This window comes from Gordonia sp. OPL2 (assembly GCF_003797825.1).
In the GTDB taxonomy this organism is placed as follows: domain Bacteria; phylum Actinomycetota; class Actinomycetes; order Mycobacteriales; family Mycobacteriaceae; genus Gordonia.
Genome location: NZ_RKME01000042.1, coordinates 21,675 through 38,491 on the forward strand (window position 1 = coordinate 21,675; position 16,817 = coordinate 38,491).

13 protein-coding genes are annotated in these 16,817 nt (G+C 67.2%); 9 read left to right on the forward strand and 4 right to left on the reverse strand.

What is annotated here, in order from left to right; all coding sequences use genetic code 11:
• Positions 1 to 16: 16 nt before the first annotated feature.
• The 3 genes from EEB19_RS24870 to EEB19_RS24880 form a co-directional block, all read right to left on the reverse strand.
• Positions 17 to 1,618 carry a class I adenylate-forming enzyme family protein gene (locus EEB19_RS24870; RefSeq protein ID WP_187590013.1) on the reverse strand — a complete coding sequence of 534 codons (1,602 nt, stop codon included), beginning with the start codon at positions 1,616 to 1,618 and terminating at the stop codon, positions 17 to 19.
• 95 nt (positions 1,619 to 1,713) lie between these two features.
• Complete coding sequence (locus tag EEB19_RS24875; protein ID WP_187590000.1) at positions 1,714 to 2,478, reverse strand: SDR family NAD(P)-dependent oxidoreductase; 765 nt, start codon at positions 2,476 to 2,478, stop codon at positions 1,714 to 1,716.
• A gap of 226 nt (positions 2,479 to 2,704) precedes the next feature.
• On the reverse strand, positions 2,705 to 3,838 hold the full coding sequence (locus EEB19_RS24880) for an acetyl-CoA C-acyltransferase (protein ID WP_187590001.1): 1,134 nt from the start codon (positions 3,836 to 3,838) through the stop codon (positions 2,705 to 2,707).
• A 385-nt stretch (positions 3,839 to 4,223) separates the two neighbouring features.
• Here EEB19_RS24880 and EEB19_RS24885 point away from each other — a divergent pair, with 385 nt between their 5' ends.
• Genes EEB19_RS24885 through EEB19_RS24895 form a run of 3 tightly spaced genes read left to right on the forward strand, consistent with a single transcriptional unit; the run spans position 4,224 to position 8,644 of the window.
• Positions 4,224 to 5,420 (forward strand): acyl-CoA dehydrogenase family protein, encoded by a 1,197-nt coding sequence (locus EEB19_RS24885; protein ID WP_187590002.1) that lies wholly within the window; start codon positions 4,224 to 4,226, stop codon positions 5,418 to 5,420.
• A gap of 32 nt (positions 5,421 to 5,452) precedes the next feature.
• A complete protein-coding gene (locus EEB19_RS24890) occupies positions 5,453 to 6,610 on the forward strand; it encodes an acyl-CoA dehydrogenase family protein (protein WP_187590003.1) in 1,158 nt (385 codons plus the stop codon).
• Between the two features lie 18 nt (positions 6,611 to 6,628).
• The gene (locus EEB19_RS24895) at positions 6,629 to 8,644 is read left to right on the forward strand and encodes an NAD(+) synthase (protein ID WP_187590004.1); all 2,016 of its coding nucleotides are present in this window, start codon (positions 6,629 to 6,631) and stop codon (positions 8,642 to 8,644) included.
• Positions 8,645 to 8,653: 9 nt separating this feature from the next.
• Here EEB19_RS24895 and EEB19_RS24900 read toward each other — a convergent pair whose 3' ends face one another.
• Positions 8,654 to 10,054 carry a wax ester/triacylglycerol synthase family O-acyltransferase gene (locus EEB19_RS24900; protein WP_187590005.1) on the reverse strand — a complete coding sequence of 467 codons (1,401 nt, stop codon included), beginning with the start codon at positions 10,052 to 10,054 and terminating at the stop codon, positions 8,654 to 8,656.
• Positions 10,055 to 10,197: 143 nt separating this feature from the next.
• Here EEB19_RS24900 and EEB19_RS24905 point away from each other — a divergent pair, with 143 nt between their 5' ends.
• From EEB19_RS24905 to EEB19_RS24930, 6 genes are all read left to right on the forward strand, one after another.
• The gene (locus tag EEB19_RS24905) at positions 10,198 to 10,710 is read left to right on the forward strand and encodes a nuclear transport factor 2 family protein (RefSeq protein WP_187590006.1); all 513 of its coding nucleotides are present in this window, start codon (positions 10,198 to 10,200) and stop codon (positions 10,708 to 10,710) included.
• A 333-nt stretch (positions 10,711 to 11,043) separates the two neighbouring features.
• Positions 11,044 to 12,036, forward strand: coding sequence for an acyl-ACP desaturase (locus EEB19_RS24910; protein ID WP_187590007.1), 993 nt, complete (start codon positions 11,044 to 11,046; stop codon positions 12,034 to 12,036).
• Positions 12,037 to 12,089: 53 nt separating this feature from the next.
• Positions 12,090 to 13,247, forward strand: coding sequence for a tRNA dihydrouridine synthase DusB (dusB, locus tag EEB19_RS24915; RefSeq protein ID WP_187590014.1), 1,158 nt, complete (start codon positions 12,090 to 12,092; stop codon positions 13,245 to 13,247).
• Between the two features lie 172 nt (positions 13,248 to 13,419).
• The gene (locus EEB19_RS24920) at positions 13,420 to 15,495 is read left to right on the forward strand and encodes an LCP family protein (protein WP_187590008.1); all 2,076 of its coding nucleotides are present in this window, start codon (positions 13,420 to 13,422) and stop codon (positions 15,493 to 15,495) included.
• A 114-nt stretch (positions 15,496 to 15,609) separates the two neighbouring features.
• The gene (gene phoU, locus EEB19_RS24925; RefSeq protein WP_187590009.1) at positions 15,610 to 16,272 is read left to right on the forward strand and encodes a phosphate signaling complex protein PhoU; all 663 of its coding nucleotides are present in this window, start codon (positions 15,610 to 15,612) and stop codon (positions 16,270 to 16,272) included.
• A gap of 168 nt (positions 16,273 to 16,440) precedes the next feature.
• On the forward strand, positions 16,441 to 16,590 hold the full coding sequence (locus EEB19_RS24930) for a hypothetical protein (RefSeq protein WP_187590010.1): 150 nt from the start codon (positions 16,441 to 16,443) through the stop codon (positions 16,588 to 16,590).
• The last annotated feature ends 227 nt before the right edge of the window (positions 16,591 to 16,817 follow it).

Sequence of the window (16,817 nt, forward strand, 5' to 3'; positions counted from 1 at the left end):
TCGAGCCGTGCCGCTCTCACGGCGTTGCGAGAAGCTCCCGCAGCGCGACCTTCTGGATCTTGCCGGCAGCGCTGGTCGGCAGCGAGTCGACGACGACGACGTCACGGATCTTCTTGTAGGGCAGCACCTGCTCGGCGACGAAGTCCCGCACCAGATCGGCGTCGATGGCGTGACCGTCCTTCGCCACGAGGAACGCCACCGGCTCCTGCCCGATGCTGCCCGCGTCCCGGCCGACGACGGCGGCGGAGGCGACATCGGGATGGGTCACGAGAAGTTCTTCGAGTTCACGTGGATACACGTTGTAGCCCTTGTAGATCAGCATGTCCTTCGCGCGATCGCAGATGTAGAGATACCCGTCGGCGTCGCGGTAGGCGATGTCACCGGTGTCGAGCCAGCCGTCGACGAACTGCGCCGCGGTGATCTCCGGATGCCCGTGGTACCCGTCGGTCACCTGGGGTCCGCGTACCCACAGTTCTCCGCGCTCCCCGGGACCGAGCGTGACGGTCGGGTCGTCGACGGACCTGATCTCCACCTCGGTGTCGAAGGTCGGCAATCCCACACTGCCCAGGCGGTAATCGCCGTCGGCGGTCAGCGGCGCCGACGACACCAGACAGGTCGCCTCGGTGAGGCCGTAGCCCTCGACCACCGACCCCGACGAGAACGCACTCTGCAGCTGTTCGAGCGTGACATGGTCGATCGGCGCGGCCCCCGACGACACGACCCGGACCGACGACAGGTCGCGGGATGCGACGTCGGGGTGGGTGGCCAGTGCGTGCCACATCGCCGGACTGCCCGTCACATAGGTGGCCCGGTGCCGTTCGATCAACTCCAGCATCCGCGCGGGATCGAACCTGCCCGCGAGGACCTGGGTTGCCCCGCACATCAACAGGAAGGACATGTTGATCAGGGCGTGAGCATGGAACAGGGGCGAGACCACCACCGTCGCCGCGTCTCCCGGGGTCACCCCGCGTTCGGCGGTGGCGTCGCGCCGCTCGAGGTACAGGAGACCGTCGTCGCCGGCCAGGACCGCGTGACCGGCCCGCCACCCGATCATCTGGGTGACATTGGCGAGCACGTTGCGGTGCAGGACCCGAACACCCTTGGACACCCCGGTGGTGCCGCCGGTGAAGGCGAGGTGCGCGACGTCGGCGGAGGTGACCGAGAGCGTCGGGGCCCCATCATGTCCCGCGACGAAGTCGCTCAGCGAACAGATATGTGGCACGTCCGTCTGCGCGGGCGCGGAGGATTCGTCGGTGTCGCCGTCGACGACGACCACGGTCGTCAGTGATGTCCCCTGTGCGGCCTCGACAAGACGGGGACCCTGCTCGACCTGTGTGAACGCCGCGACCGCGCCGGTCTCGCGGAGCTGAGCGCGCAGACCCGGCACCGGCTGCAACGGGTTGATCAACGTGACGGTGGCGCCGGCACGCAGCGACCCGTAGTAGGCGATGACGAACTCGATGCTGTTGGACAGGTAGAGCGCGACGACGTCGCGTTCACCGACCGTAATGTCGCGCAATGCCGCTGCCACCCGGGCGGATTCGGCGTCGAGTTCTCGATAGGTCAGCACACGCTCGCCGTCGACGAGCGCCGCACGCGAGGTGTACATGCGTGCCATGCTCGACGGCAGGACGCTCAACGCCACGTCCGGATATGTGAGTTCGGATCCGTGTGCGACGCCGTCGCGCGGGTCGCGAACCTTCGCCGATGCGCTCACCGTGGCGCCATCCGGATCGCGCCGTCGAGGCGGATGGTCTCGCCGTTGAGATAGCTGTTCTCCAGGATCGACACCGCCAATTGCCCGAATTCCGAGGACTTCCCGAGTCGGGACGGGTGGGGGATGCTCGCGGCCAACGACTCACGCACGTCGTCGCGCAGCCGAGACAGCAGCGGTGTGTCCATCGTTCCGGGAGCGATGGTGTTCACCCGGATCAGCCTGGACGCCAGGTCACGCGCCGCGACGATCGTCATGCCCACGATGCCCGCCTTGGAGGCGCTGTAGTTGATCTGGCCGATCTGCCCCTCGAAGGCGGCCACGGAGGCGGTCAGCACGATGGCTCCGCGCTCGCCGTCGACCTCCGACAGTCGAGCCATGCGTTCGGCGCCCAACGACAACGCGTGGAACGAGCCGATCAGGTTGAGTCGGATGACGAACTCGAAGTCCTCCACCGATCCTGCGCTGCCGTCCTTCTCGAGGACGCGCATCCGGCGCCCCGCGCCCGCACAGTGGACGAGGCCGCGGAGTCCGCCCCGATCGTCGGCGACATCGAGCGCCGCGGCGAACTGCTCACGGTCGGTGATGTCGGCGGGCGCGAAGGTGGCCGACGGACCCAACTGGTCGGCGACGGCGGCACCGTCGGAGGTGGGCAGATCGACGAGCGTGACCTGCCCGCCCGCGTCGACGATGCGGGTGGCGGTCGCCAGTCCGAGGCCCGACGCCCCGCCGGTGACGGCAACGGATTGTCCTTTGAGTTCCACAGTTCTCCTTGTGATTTGGTGGTCTCGATACGCCTCGGGCTCGCTGCGCTCGCACGGGGCTACTCGACCAACAGGGGGCACGCCTCGGGCTCGCTGCGCTCGCACGTGGCTACTCGACCAACAGGGGGCACGCCTCGGGCTCGCTGCGCTCGCACGGGCTACTCGACCAACAGGGGGCACGCCTCGGGCTCGCTCGTGGCCACTCGACCAACAGCAGAGACATCCCTCAGACGAGCTCCAGGATGGTGGCATTGGCCATGCCGCCGGCCTCGCACATGGATTGGAGTCCGTAGCGGACGCCGTTGTCGCGCATGTGATGGATCAGGCGGGTCATCAGGATCGCACCGGAACCGCCCAGCGGATGACCGACCGCGATGGCACCGCCGAGCGGGTTCAGCCGCTCCTGGTCGGCGCCGGTCTCGATCTGCCACGCCATCGGCACCGGCGCGAAGGCCTCGTTGATCTCGAAGGCACCGATGTCGCCGATCGTGAGGCCGGAGCGGTCGAGCGCCTTGGCGGTTGCCGCGATGGGACCGGTCAGCATGATGACGGGATCGTCGCCGGCGACGACCGCCGTGTGCACACGGGCGATCGGGGTCAATCCGTGCGCTGCGGCCGTGTCGCTGCTCATCACCAGCAGAGCACCCGCGCCGTCGGAGATCTGGGAGGCGTTGCCGGCGTGGATGACCCCGTCCTCCTTGAACGCCGGTTTCAGCGTGGCCATCGATTCGACGGTGCCACCCCGCCGGATGCCCTCGTCACCCTCGAGGACGCCGGTGATCGGCGCGAGTTGGCCGTCGAAGGCTCCCGAATCCGCGGCGGCCGCGGCGAGTTCGTGGGAGCGCAGCGAGAACTCGTCCAACGCGGTGCGGCTCAACGACCACTTCTCCGCCATCATCTCGGCTCCGACGCCCTGACTGAAGCGGTCGACACCGTAGCGGCCGAGCACCGTCGCCGGCTGGTTCTCCCCGTTCGGCGCGGCGCTCCCCATGGGCACACGGCTCATCGACTCGACACCGCCCGCGACGACGATGTCCTGCTGCCCCGAGATCACCGCGGCGGCTGCCATGCTGACCGCCTGCTGGCTCGACCCGCACGCCCGACTCACGGTCGTGCCGGGCACCGATTCCGGCCATCCCGCGGCGAGCACCGCGGTGCGGGCGACGTTGGTGGCCTGCTCGGATGTCTGGCTCACACATCCCCACACCACGTCGTCGACCACGGCCGGATCGATCCCGGTGCGGTTCACCAGCGCCTCGAGCACGTGCGCCGACAGGTCGGCCGGATGGATGCCGGACAGCGCGCCACGGCGGCGTCCGATCGGTGTGCGAACGGCGTCGACGATCACTGCATCACGCATGGGTCTCTCCCTTGTCTCCCTCTGTGGTGAGGTCGCGTCGCGAGCACGCGTTCCCGCGCTCCTTCGGCATGGGTCTGTGGACATGGTGCGAACAACTCGGCATTTAAATCGTGGCGTGAGTCACACTCCACGAATGAAACGCGCTGCCGCGAACGCGAGCAATGTCCGTTCCGTGAACCGTCGATTCGCCGCTGCCTATGTGTGCGGGTCAGCACCGCCGCGACCACGCATCATTGGCTGGCGCTATCGCTTCGTTAGCCGATCGCGTCGTTCCGCGCGGTCCGCCGGACGGGCATGCTGGGTTCACCGGTCTCGGCACCCGTCGACACCGCGACAGCCTGTGCGCACGCCGCGGCATGTGCGGCATCGGAAGAAAGAGGTCACGATGGCCCGCCTCGCCGAGACCCTCGGCCTGACCGAGATCCAGACGGAGATCCTTGCGAATGTCCGACGGTTCGTCGACAAGCAGATCATCCCGAACGCCCAGGAACTCGAGCACACCGATTCGTATCCGCAGGAGATCGTCGACGGGATGCGGGAGATGGGACTGTTCGGGCTGATGATTCCCGAGGAGTACGGCGGCCTCGGCGAATCCCTGCTCACCTACGCGTTGTGCGTCGAGGAACTCGCCCGAGGCTGGATGAGTGTGTCCGGGGTGATCAACACCCATTTCATCGTCGCCTACATGATCCGCCAGCACGGCACCGACGAGCAGAAGCAGCGGTTCCTGCCGCGGATGGCGACCGGCGAGGTCCGCGGTGCCTTCTCCATGTCCGAACCCGACCTCGGGTCCGACGTCGCGGCGATCACGACCACGGCCAAGCGCTCCGGCGACGACGACTACTCCATCACCGGACAGAAGATGTGGCTGACCAACGGTGCGAGCTCCACCCTGGTCGCCGCCCTGGTGCGCACCGAGGAGGGCCACGACAAGCCGCACAGGAATCTCACCACCTTCCTCATCGAGAAGCCGGCCGGACTCGGCGAGGTGCTGCCGGGACTGACGATCCCGAAGAAGCTGGACAAGATGGGGTACAAGGGCATCGACACCACCGAACTGATCTTCGACGGGTACCGTGCGCCGGCCTCGGACATCCTCGGTGGCTCCCCCGGCAAGGGTTTCGCGCACATGATGGACGGCGTCGAGGTCGGCCGGGTCAACGTGTCCGCCCGCGCGTGCGGGGTCGCACAGCGCGCCTTCGAGCTGGCGGTGCGATATGCCCAGCAGCGCAGCACCTTCGGCAAACCGATCGCCGAGCACCAGGCGGTCGCGTTCAGTCTCGCCGAGATGGCCACCAAGGTGGAGGCCGCTCACCTGATGATGGTCAACGCCGCGCGCCTGAAGGACTCCGGCGAACGCAACGACGTCGCCGCAGGCATGGCCAAGTACCTGTGCAGCGAGTACTGCTCGGAGGTGACCCAGGCCAGCTTCCGGATACACGGCGGCTACGGCTACTCCACGGAGTTCGAGATCGAACGGCTCATGCGCGAGGCGCCGTTCCTGCTCATCGGCGAGGGCACCAGCGAGATCCAGAAACAGATCATCAGCAGAGGACTGCTCCGCGACTACCGCGCGAACTGAGAACCGAGAACCGAAGACCAAGGGGAAAATCCATGCAGCGCACCGTGTTCACCGAAGATCACGACGCCTTCCGCAAGATCGTCCGCGACTTCATCGCCAAGGAGGTCGTCCCGCAGTACCACGACTGGGAGAAGCAAGGGCACCCGCCGCGCGCGTTCTACAACCGACTCGGCGAGCTCGGCGTCCTGGGGATCGAGGCCCCCGAGGAGTTCGGCGGCGGCGGCGCCGACGACTTCACCTATTCGATGGTGATCGCCGAGGAGACATCGGCGGCCGGGGTCACCTTCGGCAGCTACTCCGTGCACTCCAACCTGATCCTGCCCTACCTGCTCGAGCACGCCACCGGCGAGCAGAAGCAGCGGTGGCTGCCCGGATTCTGTTCCGGCGACATCATGTTCGCGATCGCCATGACCGAGCCGGGTACCGGTTCGGATCTCGCGAACATCTCCACCACCGCCACACTGTCCGAGGACGGCAGCCACTACATCCTCGACGGCGCGAAGACCTTCATCACCGGCGGCGCCCTCGCGGATCGGGTGCTGGTCGTCTGCCGGACCTCGCCCTACGACGCCGACAACCGTCGCGCGGGTCTGTCGATCCTCGTCGTCGACACGACCTCTGAGGGCTACACCGTCGGACGCAAACTCGAGAAGATCGGGCTCAAGGCCTCCGACACCGCCGAACTGTCCTTCAGCTCGGTGAAGGTGCCCGTCGAGGATCGCCTCGGCGACGAGGGCGAGGGCTTCTCCTACCTCACCCACAACCTGGCACAGGAACGGTTGACCATCGCGATCGGGGCGTCGGCCACCGCAGCAGCGGCGGTCGGGCATGCACTGGCCTACACCAAGGAGCGCGACGTCTTCGGCAAGCCGGTCGCGTCGTTCCAGAACACCAAGTTCGTACTGGCCGAGTGCTCGGCCGAGGTGGAGGCGATCCGGCAATTCGTCGACCGCGCTCTGCAACTGCACAACGCCGGGGAGCTCACGGTGCCCGACGCCGCGCGGGTGAAGTTGTTCGCCACCGACACCGCGGGCCGCGTCATCGACAAGTGCCTGCAACTGCACGGTGGCTACGGCTACATCCTCGAGTACCCGATCGCGCGTCTGTACGCCGACACCCGCGTCTCCCGCATCTACGGCGGTACCAACGAGGTCATGAAGACGATCATCGCGAAGGACATGGGGCTGTGACCCACTAGTCTCGGGGATGTGTCTGTCTACGATCACGGATTCGCGCGCGTCACCGGGGCAGTCCCGGTCGTCTCGATCGCCGACCCCGCCACCAACGCCGAACGCACGGTGGCGCTCCTACGCCGCGCCGCCGACGACGGCGCCGCACTCGTCGTGTTCCCGGAGCTCGGCCTGTGCGGGTACAGCATCGACGACCTGTTCCATCAGGACGCGGTCATCGACGCGTGTCTGGCGGGTCTGGCAACCGTGGTCGAGGCCAGCGCCGGAGTACGTCCGCTCATCGCGGTCGGTCTGCCGCTCGTGGTCGGCGACGGCATCTACAACTGTGCGGCCGTGGTCCACGACGGCGAGATCCTCGGCGTCGTCCCGAAGTCGTATCTGCCGAACTACCGGGAGTTCTACGAGCAGCGCTTCTTCGCCGCCGCCCGCGATGCCCCCGTCGCCACCGCAACCGTGCTGGGCCGCGAGGTGCCGTTCGGCGCCGACCTGATCTTCGAGGCCACCGACCTCGCCGGTTTCGCGGTGCACGTCGAGATCTGCGAGGACGGCTGGGTACCGATCCCACCGAGCACCTGGGCGTCGCTCGCCGGAGCCACCGTCCTGGTCAACCTGTCCGGCAGTCCGGTCACCGTGGGTAAGGAGGGGTACCGGAAGTCGTTGTGCCAGTCGCACTCTGCACGCTGCGTCGCCGCGCACGTGTACGTGGCGGCAGGTTTCGGTGAGTCGACCACCGACCTCTCGTGGGACGGCGACGCACTCATCACCGAGAACGGCACACTGCTGGCACGCTCCGAACTGTTCTCGATGGACGAGCAGACCATCACCGCCGACATCGACCTCGACCGCCTGCGGCAGGAGCGGATGCGGATGATCAGTCTGCGCGACCAGGTGGGCGACCACGCGGACGCACTGAAGCCGTTGCGCCGCATCCGGTTCGCCCTGGGTCCCACCGACTCCGTCGACGACGAGCTCCGTCGGCAGGTGGCGCGCTTCCCGTTCGTGCCCGCCGACTCCGCCGACCGCGACGCCCGCTGCCGCGAGGTGGGGAACATCCAGGTGCAGGGACTCGCGGCCCGCCTGCGTGCCACCGGCATCGACAAGATCGTCATCGGGGTCTCCGGCGGCCTCGACTCGACACTGGCACTGCTGGTGGCCGTCGACACGTTCGACCGCCTGGGTCTGTCACGCGAGAACATCCTCGCATACACCATGCCGGGATTCGCCACCGGCACAGCGACATTGCGCCGGGCGCACGTCCTGATGAACACCCTGGGCGTCACCGGCGCAGAGATCGACATCCGTCCCTCGTGCGAGCAGATGCTGACCGATCTCGGTCACCCCTACGCCGACGGCGAGAAGGTCTACGACGTCACCTTCGAGAACGTCCAGGCCGGCGAACGCACCTCGCACCTGTTCCGGCTGGCCAACCATCACGGCGCCATCGTGCTCGGCACCGGCGACCTGTCCGAACTAGCGCTCGGCTGGTGCACGTACGGCGTCGGCGACCAGATGTCGCACTACAACGTGAACTCCTCGGTGCCGAAAACCCTGATCCAGCACCTGATCCGGTGGATGATCACCACGAGCGCCTACGCGCAGGAGACGACGGACGTGCTCGCCGAGATCCTCGACGACGTCATCTCGCCGGAGCTGGTCCCGGCCGGCGACGACGGCGCCATCCAGAGCACCGAGGACACCGTGGGCCCGTACGAGCTACACGACTTCTTCCTCTATCACCTCACCCGTTTCGGGTACCGCCCCGCCAAGGTCGCTTATCTGGCGTCGGCGGCATGGGGCGACCGCGAGCGCGGGGCCTGGTCGGAGCTGATCGTGACGCAGCGACGCAACCAGTACGACCCGGAGACCATCGATCGCTGGCTGCGAGTGTTCCTGAAGCGATTCATGAGCAATCAGTTCAAGCGCAGCGCGATGCCCAACGGCCCGAAGGTCGGTTCCGGTGGGTCACTGTCGCCGCGGGGCGACTGGCGGTCGCCGAGCGATGCGAGCAGTCGCGCCTGGCTCGAGAGTTTCTGACCGGTCCCACTAATCGCATTGCTCGAGGAGCAGCTTGAGCTCCTCGTCGAAGGCGTGCGCGATCGCCCAGACGTCGGGGGTCTGATCGGTGCATGCGACGATCCCGACATTGAGGTGGCCGTCGGCGGAGAACACGGTGATGTTGAGGCCCAGACCGTGGAAGATCGGTCCGAGCGGATACACCGACGCGACCCGCGCCCCGAGGAAGTACAGCGGGAAATCGGGTCCCGGCACATTGGACACGAGCACGTTGAAGATCGGCGGATGACTCATCGCCAGTCGTCGGTCGCCGTAGAACTTCATCAGTGTGGACATCGTCGTGCCGGGTGCGAACTGTGCCCAGCCACGCAGCATGTTGGCGTCGATCTCGGCGTGGTGTTCCTTCGACGTCCGGGTCAGCGATGCGGCACGTTCGATCCGCTCGACCGGGTCGTCGAGGTCGGAGGGCAGGCGGGTGAACATGCCGGTCACCTTGTTGGTGCCTCCCGTGACGAGCGCACTCTCGTCGGCGCCATGGACCGACACCGGCACCATCGCGACCAGCGGCTGTTCGGGCAGTTCGTCGTGCGACAGCAGATAGCTGCGCAGCGCACCGCCGGTGATCGCCAGCACCACGTCGTTGATCTTGACCCCGAAGCGGTTCTTCACCCGTTTGACGTCCTCGAGCGACAGCTGGGTCAGCGCAATCGATCGATGCGGTGTGATCGGCGCGTTGAATCGGGTCCTCGGCGCCTGAAAGGGCGCCGGCATGGCCGAGTTCGACCGGCTGCGCCGCAACCATCCGACGGGCACGCCGACGGTACCGGGCACGAGCTTCGCCATCGCGATGGGCCGCTGCACGAAATAGTTGAGTGCCCCGGTCACCGCCATCGTCGTCCGCGACGACGGCCCGGCCGTCTCCGCCATCTTGTCGCCGTCGAGATCGGGCGCCTCCGGCGTCAGCGTGCACAGCTGGGCGAGCATCTCGGCGCTGGTCACACCGTCGGTCGAGGCGTGATGCATCCGGAGCATCGCGGCGACCTTGCCGTCGGACAGTCCCTCGATGATCCACAGCTCCCACAGCGGTTTGCCGCGGTCGAGGGTCTGGCCGGCCAGATGACCGCAGAGTTCGGCGACCTCGATCTCACCGCCGGGCGCCGGAACGGCCACCCGGTGGACGTGGCGCTCGATGTCGAAGTCGGCGTCCTCGATCCAGACCGGGTGATCGATGTTGAGCAGGGAGTTGTCGAGCTTGCGCCGGAAGGCAGGCATCGCCGAGATCCGCCGTTCGAGTTCGTCGCGCAAACGCGGGAAACTGTAGCCGCCGGGGACGGTGGCCGGGTCGAGTTCCATCAGTCCGATGACCTGCATCAGCTGGGACCGCGTCTCCAGATACAAGAAGGACGCATCGAGTCCGCTCAGCCGCTGCATTGCACCCTCCACCCCTCGCCGACCAGACCGCCCCGGCCCGGCTTGACCATGATGCACCCGCGGAACGGCGAGCCGCATGCGAACGCCCATCAGTTCGGTCACGAAGACCATTTCTAGAACACGTTCCAGTATGCTCCAGCTCGATGAGCACATTCACCGCCGCCGAGCTCGACGACGCCTTCCGCGGCTTCCAGAAGACCGTGGCCGAGATCGCCCAGACCCGCGACTGGGATCGATTCGCCGAGTTGTTCACCGACGACGCCGACTACATCGAGCACGCACTCGGCACGATGTCGGGCCGGGAGGAGATCCGTCGATGGATCTGGAAGACGATGACCGCCTTCCCCGGCAGCCACATGACCGGGTACCCGTCGCTGTGGCACGTCGTCGACGCGCCGACCGGCCGGGTGATCTGCGAGGTCGACAATCCGATGCGCGACCCCGGCGACGGCACGGCGATCACCGCCACCAACATCACCATCCTCACCTATGCCGGCGACGGCCTGTGGAGCCGCGAGGAGGACGTCTACAACCCGATGGAGTTCGGACAGGCGGCCATGAGGTGGTGTGAAAAGGCCTCCGCACTGGGTACCCTCGACGACGACGCGGCCCGATGGATGGAGACCTTCGGGGCCATGTTCGCCCGGCGTTCCTAGCGACGTCGACGCCGGGTCTCGGGGGGATTCGTCGGCCACGGGTGGTGCGCCGCCGGCCTGCGAATCGGCTGTGAATCCGCGTCGACGAGCTGCGCACAGGTGCCCCGATCGGCCATCATCGGTCGGGCGCGCACGGGTTCACCGGGCACGATCCGATCGTGACCGGCGCCACGAGAGCGAACTGTAACGACGCCGGGGCGTGGTTACGATGGCGTAAGTACGGACTTGGGGCGATCTGGGAGGGTGTCGTACCCTGGACCACTGATCACCGTGTCCGTCCCGCGCCGAGAGACCGGACACGCACATGCGGACCACCACCATTCGGAGGAAACAATGGCACGCAAGCTGACTCAGCTTGAACTCCTCAAGGAGCTGGCGCCGGTTGCCGAGGACAACGTCAATCGGCACCTGAAGACCGCCAAGGACTGGAACCCGCACGACTACGTCCCGTGGGACGAGGGACAGAACTTCGCCGCCCTCGGTGGCGTGGACTACGACCCCGAGCAGTCACAGCTCGGCGAGGTCGCCAAGGCCGCCATGGTGACCAACCTGCTGACCGAGGACAACCTGCCGTCGTATCACCGCGTGATCGCCGAGAACTTCTCGATGGATTCGGCGTGGGGCCACTGGGTGGGTCGCTGGACCGCCGAGGAGAACCGGCACGGCATCGTGATGCGCGACTACCTCGTCGTCACCCGCGGCGTGGATCCCGTCGCCCTCGAAGAGGCTCGGATGATCCACATGACCAACGGCTACGATCCGATGCTCGCCGCCGCCGGCCGCACCGACGAACTCGAGGATTACGCCGACGAGCTGGGTCTCCTGCACTCGGTCGCCTACGTCACGTTCCAGGAGCTCGCCACCCGCGTGAGCCACCGCAACACCGGCAAGGCGTGCAACGATCCGATCGCCGACCGCATGCTGCAGCGCATCGCCGCCGACGAGAACCTGCACATGATCTTCTACCGCAACATCTGCGGCGCCGGCATGGACATCTCGCCGGACCAGACGCTGCGCGCGGTTACCGACATCGTCACCAACTTCCAGATGCCCGGTGCCGGCATGCCGAACTTCCGACGCAACGGCGTCCTGATGGCCAAGCACGGCATCTACGACCTCCGCCAGCACCTCGAAGAGGTCATCATGCCGGTCCTGCGCAAGTGGCGTGTCTTCGAGCGTGAGGACTTCACCAGCGAGGGCGAGCAGACCCGCGAGGAGCTCGGCGCCTTCCTCGAGCAGCTCGAGAAGGACACCATCCGCTTCGAGGAGATGCGCGACCGTTCGCTCGCCCGCGAGGCCAAGAAGCGGGAGCAGCAGGCATCCTGAGCACGACGACGATCAGCCGACCGGCGCCTTCGGACACCGAGGGCGCCGGTTCTCTGCTACCCGGAGCCCGTGCCGCACTTCGCATCGGGTCGATCGAATTGGCCAGCCCCGTGGTGCTGGCGCCGATGGCCGGGGTCACCAACGTCGCATTCCGAACCCTGTGCCGCGAGCTCGAACTGGAACGCACCGGGACGGTCTCCGGCCTCTATGTCTGCGAGATGGTGACGGCTCGCGCGCTCGTCGAGCGCCACCCCGTCACGATGCACATGACCACGTTCGGCCCCGACGAGAACCCGCGGTCGATGCAGCTGTACACCGTCGACCCGGAGAACACGTACGCGGCGGCGAAGATGATCGTCGACGAGAACCTCGCCGACCACATCGACATGAACTTCGGATGCCCGGTCCCCAAGGTCACCCGCAAGGGCGGCGGATCGGCGATTCCCTACAAGCGCAAGCTCTTCCAACGCATCGTCGCGGCCGCGGTCCGCGCCACCGAGGGCACCTCGATCCCGGTGACGGTCAAGTTCCGGATCGGCATCGACGACGATCACCACACCCACCTCGACGCCGGCCGCCTCGCCGCGGCCGAGGGCGCGCAGGCCGTGGCCCTGCACGCCCGGACCGCCTCGCAGCGCTACTCGGGCACCGCAGACTGGGACGAGATCGCGCGCCTCAAGGAGCACGTGACCGACGTCCCGGTACTCGGCAACGGCGACATCTTCGAGCCGGCCGACGCCGTCGCCATGATGCAGCGCACCGGGTGCGACGGGGTCGTCATCGGCCGTGGATGTCTCGGCCGACCGTGGCTGTTCGCCGAACTCGCCGCCGAGCTGAACGGATTCGACTCCCCCGCCGCCCCGAACCTCGGCGAGGTGTCGAAGATCATCGTCCGTCACGGACAGTTGCTCGCCGCACACCACGGCGAGGACAAGGGGATGCGTGAGATCCGCAAGCACGTCGCGTGGTACCTCCGCGGATTTCCGGCCGGATCGGATCTGCGGAACCGATTGGCGCTGGTCAGCACCCTCGACGAACTCCGCGACCTCGTCGACACCCTTCCCGCCGACGCCGAGTTCCCCGAGGACGGGCACGGGCCGCGCGGCCGCCAGGGATCACCGGCCAAGGTCGCGCTGCCCGAGGGCTGGCTCGACGATCCGTATGAGGACGTCGTCCCGGCGGGCGCCGAGATCATGCATTCCGGCGGCTGACCTCACGGTTCGGTCAAGTCACGTAGTGGCTGAGACACGTTCTCAGGTGCAATCAGTACTATGACCCGAGGCCTCGCACGTGCGGGGCCCGCGCTTTGGTGCGTCGCGAACGGCCGACCGCCACATCGAGATCACCGACCACAGCCAGGTCGGGTCGAGGGGAAGACCAACGTTGAGTCGTAGGAACACGGGACCGGACGAACCGGCCGACGACGGCAGCACGCCGCGTCGCAGCCGGCGCGCCAGCCGATCCGCCGGCGCCAACGACTTCTCGCAGCGTTACGGACAGGCCCCCACCAACGACATCCCCGCGCACGGCGCCCTGCACGAGCCGCGTGCCACCGATCGCTACGTCCGTGGCCGTACCCGGCTCACCGTCCGTGAGCTGATGGAGCAGATGAACGCCGGCGGCGAGGTGGCCCCCGGCGGCCCGGCCGCACCGCAACCACCCGCCGACGACGATCCGACGACGGTCCACCGGTTCGGCGACCTGACCCGATTCCCCAACGAGAACGAGGTCACCCAGAAGATTCCGACCGTCCGTCCCGGCGACGTCGACGTCGATCTGTCCGACGACGCGACTCGGCAGCGGGTCACCGAGGAGTCGCGCGGACAGGGCAGCCGCGCCCGGCCGCTGCAGCCGACGCCGGATCTGACCGACACCATCCCGCCGCGGTCGCGGCCCCGCCGTCACCCGGCCACCGACTCCGACCGGCGCCGCACACTGAGCCGCAACGTCACGACCGGCGGACGCATCATGGTCGCCGTCGCGTGCGTGATGGCACTCGTCGGCACCGGTTTCGTGTGGGGCTACATGAAATCGGTGAACGGCAGCTGGAAGACGATCAACGCGGTCAACCCCGAAGACTCCAACATCCGCAAGAAGGACGCCCAGTACGGCGACGAGAACTACCTCATCGTCGGCACCGACACCCGCACCGGCCAGAACTCCAAGGTCGGCGCCGGCACCACCGCCGACGCCGAGGGTGCCCGGTCCGACACGGTCATCCTCGTGAACATCCCGGCCAATCGCAGCCGCGTCGTCGCCGTCTCCTTCCCGCGTGATCTTCAGGTGGACCGCCCCGACTGTCAGCAGTGGGACAACAACGCCGGAAGTTACGGCGCGGCACTGCCCGCCTCCAGCGGCGTCAAATTGAACAGCGTCTACGCCGACGGCGGCCCCAAGTGCCTCGTCAGCGTCATCACCCAGATGAGCGGCCTGAACATCAACCGCTTCATCGCGATGGACTTCTTCGGTTTCGAGAAGGTCGTCAAGGCCGTCGGCGGCGTGCAGGTCTGCTCGCCCACCCCGCTCTACGACTACGAACTCGGCCAGATCCTGCGGAAACCGGGCGAACAGAAGCTCACCGGCCGCCGCGCACTGAACTATGTCCGTGCCCGCAACATCGCGTCGGAGGGCAACGGCGACTACGGGCGCATCAAGCGCCAGCAGCTGTTCATGTCGTCTCTGCTGCGCTCGACACTGTCCGGAAACGTGTTGTCGAACCCGAACAAACTGAACAGCATCGTCAACACGTTCATCCAGTACAGCTTCGTCGACGGCGTCAACACCCAGTCGCTGCTCAATCTCGCCGAATCGATGCAGGGCATCGAGGCGGGGCGGGTCACCTTCGTGACGGTCCCGACGTCGGGTACGTCCACGGACGGCCAGAACAACGAGATCCCCCGCACCGACGACATCAATGCGATCTTCAACGCGATCATCGACGACGATCCGCTGCCCGGCGAGAAGGCCAAGAAGCAGGCGGCCAGCTCGAGCAGCTCGAAGTCGAGCAGTTCGTCGAGCCCGTCGTCGCCGTCGACGCCGACGCGCCTGTCGGCGACGGCACAGGATCCCGGCAACGTCGGCGTCCGTGTGCTCAACGGTTCGGGCCGCACCGGCGCGGCCGCCGAACTCTCCGACCAGCTGGTGCCGATGGGCTTCGATGTCCGCGGTGTCGCCGATGCCTCGGAGAACCGCGACGACACGGTCATCCGCTACGGCACCGGCGAGCAGGACTCCGCCGCGACGCTTGCGGCGATGTTCCCCGGCGCCTCGATCCAGCTCGACCGGAACGTGAAGTCCGGTGTCGAGGTCATCGTCGGCAAGAACTTCGACGGGTCGATGGACGCCACGCCGGCATCGGGCAGCACGATCTCCGTCGGTCAGCTGCCACCGGCCAGCAGCTCGTCGGCACTGCCGAACGATCTCGCGGTGACCAACGCCGGTGACACCACCTGCTCCTGAGCCGAACACCACCTGACCTGCATCGATCGGGCGGCTACCAGAGGTAGCGGCCGTTCACGGGGAGTTCATCCGGTCAGGGCCGGGAATACTGGCCGGTGACAGTACCCTGGATACATGCGTACCGCCTACCATGAGCAGCTCGAAGCGCTCAACACCATCCTCGGCGAGATGTGCGATCTCGCCGGCGCGGCCATGGCGCGGGCCACCCAGGCCCTGCTGCAGGCCGACCTCGCCGTGGCCGAAGAGGTCATCACCGACAACGACCGGATGAACGAACTCTCCGCACGCGCCGAGGAGCGGGCGTTCGCGCTGCTCGCGCGTCAGGCACCGGTTGCCGGAGACCTGCGCGGGATCGTCAGCGGCTTCCAGATCGTCGCCGACGTCGACCGCATGGGCGCACTCGCCCTGCACGTGGCCAAGGTCGCCCGCCGTCGCCACCCGGCCAAGGCGCTCCCGGAAGAGGTCAACGGCTACTTCGCCGAGATGGGCCGGCTGGCGGTCGCGCTGGCCGGCACCGCACGCGAGGTGCTCACCACGCAGAATCCCGAGGACGCACTTCGTCTCCAAGAGGACGACGACGCGATGGATGATCTGCATCGTCACCTGTTCACGGTGCTGATGGACCGCGAGTGGAGCCACGGAGTGGCCGCCGCCGTCGATGTCACGCTCCTGGGCCGCTACTACGAGCGCTTCGCCGATCACGCGGTGCTGATCGGCCGTCGGGTCGTCTTCCAGGCCACCGGCCAGACGCCCGAGCAGTACTCGGAGGTCTCCTGACCGAGGAGGTACTGCCGATCGTCCGGCCGGGACCCGGTGAGGCCATGAGCCACACCGGGTCTCGTCGTCTCTGCGACCCGAGCCGCACGCGCGGTGACGATGAGATGGTGCTCACCGGAAAGTGTGACGGATTTCTCCGTGTACCGGACGGCGCGTTAGGGTGGCGTCATGGGTCAGCACTATTCTGCGGAACCAGATTTCAACGCCGTCACCGACGAGGAGCACGCCGCTGCGGCGCATCGTCGGCAGATCATCGTCTACGGCGGGGTGACCCTGTCGTTGATCGCGTTGCTGGTGATCCTGCTGATCAACATGTGACCCTTCGAGACGCTCGCAAGCTCGCTCCTCAGTGTCTGAGGCCGCCGGTGGCGGCCGTGGTGGGGAGCGAAGAGTGGATGCTGGCCACCTGGGGTCGGTGGGGGGGATCATTGATGGGTGGATCGTGGCCGTCCCCGGACGCTTCCCTTGTGTCAGTGAGCCAGTTCCTCAGTGTGGGGTGCGGGGCCTACCACGGGAATCGTGGATTGTTGCTACGAGCACGCGGA

Excerpts from the sequence above, each read along its gene's own strand:
- EEB19_RS24890 (WP_187590003.1), top strand. The coding sequence starts at position 5,453 with ATGCAGCGCACCGTGTTCACCGAAGATCACGACGCCTTCCGCAAGATC.
- EEB19_RS24900 (WP_187590005.1), bottom strand. The coding sequence starts at position 10,054 with ATGCAGCGGCTGAGCGGACTCGATGCGTCCTTCTTGTATCTGGAGACG.
- EEB19_RS24930 (WP_187590010.1), top strand. The coding sequence starts at position 16,441 with ATGGGTCAGCACTATTCTGCGGAACCAGATTTCAACGCCGTCACCGAC.
- EEB19_RS24910 (WP_187590007.1), top strand. The coding sequence starts at position 11,044 with ATGGCACGCAAGCTGACTCAGCTTGAACTCCTCAAGGAGCTGGCGCCG.
- EEB19_RS24905 (WP_187590006.1), top strand. The coding sequence starts at position 10,198 with ATGAGCACATTCACCGCCGCCGAGCTCGACGACGCCTTCCGCGGCTTC.
- phoU (WP_187590009.1), top strand. The coding sequence starts at position 15,610 with ATGCGTACCGCCTACCATGAGCAGCTCGAAGCGCTCAACACCATCCTC.
- EEB19_RS24870 (WP_187590013.1), bottom strand. The coding sequence starts at position 1,618 with ATGGCACGCATGTACACCTCGCGTGCGGCGCTCGTCGACGGCGAGCGT.
- EEB19_RS24880 (WP_187590001.1), bottom strand. The coding sequence starts at position 3,838 with ATGCGTGATGCAGTGATCGTCGACGCCGTTCGCACACCGATCGGACGC.
- EEB19_RS24885 (WP_187590002.1), top strand. The coding sequence starts at position 4,224 with ATGGCCCGCCTCGCCGAGACCCTCGGCCTGACCGAGATCCAGACGGAG.